Origin of the sequence: Microbacterium sp. K41 (assembly GCF_004794395.1) — a bacterium.
GTDB lineage: Bacteria > Actinomycetota > Actinomycetes > Actinomycetales > Microbacteriaceae > Microbacterium > Microbacterium sufflavum.
This window is the reverse complement of the sequence record NZ_SSDO01000076.1, coordinates 1-1,978: the sequence shown is the minus strand read 5'-3', so window position 1 is coordinate 1,978 and position 1,978 is coordinate 1. Positions and strand designations below refer to the sequence as shown.

At 73.7% G+C, this 1,978-nt stretch carries 3 protein-coding genes; all 3 read right to left on the bottom strand.

Annotated elements, in window-relative coordinates:
- Positions 1–980: histidine kinase dimerization/phospho-acceptor domain-containing protein (locus tag DW309_RS01375; RefSeq protein WP_240753087.1), on the bottom strand; the 980-nt coding region annotated here is incomplete at its 3' end.
- Positions 973–1,650 (bottom strand): response regulator transcription factor, encoded by a 678-nt coding sequence (locus DW309_RS01370; RefSeq protein WP_136044328.1) that lies wholly within the window; start codon positions 1,648–1,650, stop codon positions 973–975. The genes DW309_RS01370 and DW309_RS01375, both read right to left, overlap by 8 nt.
- A 57-nt stretch (positions 1,651–1,707) precedes the next feature.
- Positions 1,708–1,978 (bottom strand): putative immunity protein (locus DW309_RS01365; RefSeq protein WP_342590360.1); only part of this gene is annotated, 271 nt, incomplete at its 5' end.

The following is a 1,978-nucleotide window of genomic DNA, read 5'->3' as shown; positions in this document are numbered from 1 at the left end:
GACACCCGGGCGGCGCCGATGCCCGACCCGTCCACGTCGAGCCCCGCCGCGCGCAGGCGTCGCACCTCGGTGAGGGCGATGTCGTCGAGGTCCACCGGCTCCGCGGCACCCGCCACCCCCTCGTCGAGGCGGGCCAGCAGCAGCAGCGACTCGACGATGCCCTGCAGGCGCAGGCCCTCCTCCGACACCACGTCGGCGAGCTCGCGGATGCTCGTGACCTCGGGGTGCGACTGTGCCAGCTCGGCGTGCTGACGGATGGTCGCGAGCGGCGACCGCAGCTCGTGCGAGGCGTCGGACACGAAGCGGCGCTGGGCGGTCGCGGCGGCGTCGAGCCGGTCGAGCATGCCGTTCATCGTGGTCGCGAGGGACGCGATCTCGTCGCCCGTGTCGGGCACGGGCACGCGGCGGTCGAGGCGCTCCGCCGTGATGCCGTCGACCTCCGTGCGGATGCGCGAGACCGGACGCAGGGCCCGCCCTGTGACGAGCCAGGTGGTCGCGGCGACGAGCACCAGCAGGGCGGGGACGGCGACGGCCAACAGTGTCGCGACCGTGGCGAGCGTCTCCGCGTCGTCTTCCATCGGCACCGCCAGCACCAGGCTCTCACCGTCGTCGAGGTCGTCCGACACGACCACCATCCGCTCGCCGTCGATCACGAAGCTCCGCGGGTCGTCATGCACGGGCAGCGACCCCGATCCGAGGAGCTCCTGCGCCTCCTCGCTCGCGCGACGCACGGTCCCGTCGCGTCCGATCAGCTGCACGATGTCGTCGTCGAGCAGCTCGGGACCGGGGCGCCCCGGACCCTCGAAGCGCTGCACCAGCTCCTCCAGGCGCAGCTCGGCGGCGCGCTCCCTGGCGCCGTGGATGCTCGCGCTGAGCACGCCGTAGAAGGAGAAGGCGCCGATCAGCAGGGCCACCGCCACCACCACCGTCGCGCCGAGCGTCGTCCGGCCGCGCACCGAACGGAGGAACCGGCTAGCCACCGTCGGCCGCCAGCCGGTAGCCCGCCCCGCGGATGGTCTCGATGGCCGCGCGCCCGAACGGCTTGTCCACCTTGCGCCGCAGATGGCCGACGTACACCTCGACGATGTTCGGGTCGCCGTCGAAGTCGTCGTCCCAGACCCCCGCGATCAGGTCGCGCTTGGAGAGCACCTGGCCGCGGTGCCGCATCAGGTGCTCGAGCACCGCGAACTCCCTGGCCGTGAGGCTGATCGGCGTGTCGCCGCGCCATACCTGATGCGCCGCGGGATCCAGGCGCAGATCCCCGGCCTCCAGCACGGTGGGACGGGCAACGGCCCCGCGGCGCACCAGGGCCCGCAGCCGTGCGACCAGGATCGCGAACGAGAACGGCTTCGTGACGTAGTCGTCGGCGCCGGTCTCGAGGGCCTCGACCTGATCCCACTCGCCGTCCTTCGCGGTGAGCATGAGCACGGGCGTCCAGTTCTCCTCCGCCCGCAGCGCCTCGCACACCTTCCAGCCGCTCATGCCGGGCATCATCAGGTCGAGCACGATCGCGTCGTACCGCGTCTCCCGTGCCCGCCACAGTCCGTCGACCCCGTTGTGTGCCACGTCGACCGCGAAGCCCTCGGCCTCGAGCCCCCGACGCACGCCCTCCGCCAGGCGCACCTCGTCGTCCACCACCAGGATCCGCATCACCCCAGTGTGGCGGCTCGACGCTGAATCGCCGCTGAAGCGCGGCGTGCAGCGGGGTCAGGCGAGTGCGGCCTGCACCCGCCGGATCACCGCGCCGAGGTCGCCCGCGGCCAGCAGCCCGGGGCCGAGCGGTCCGGCGGTGTCGGTGCCGAGGAGGGGCAGGGAGCGCAGGGCCGAAGCTGCGGCGGGGGAGAGGAGGGCGAGCTGCTGCGTCACCTCCCGGTCGCGGGCGCGGGGGTCGTCGGGATGCGCGAGCCCCACGGCGACCGCGGCATACGCGGCCGCCCCGAGTGCATGCGCTCCCATGTGCGCCACCCCCGCGGCCTGG

Excerpts from the sequence above, each read along its gene's own strand:
- DW309_RS01370 (WP_136044328.1), bottom strand. The coding sequence starts at position 1,650 with ATGCGGATCCTGGTGGTGGACGACGAGGTGCGCCTGGCGGAGGGCGTG.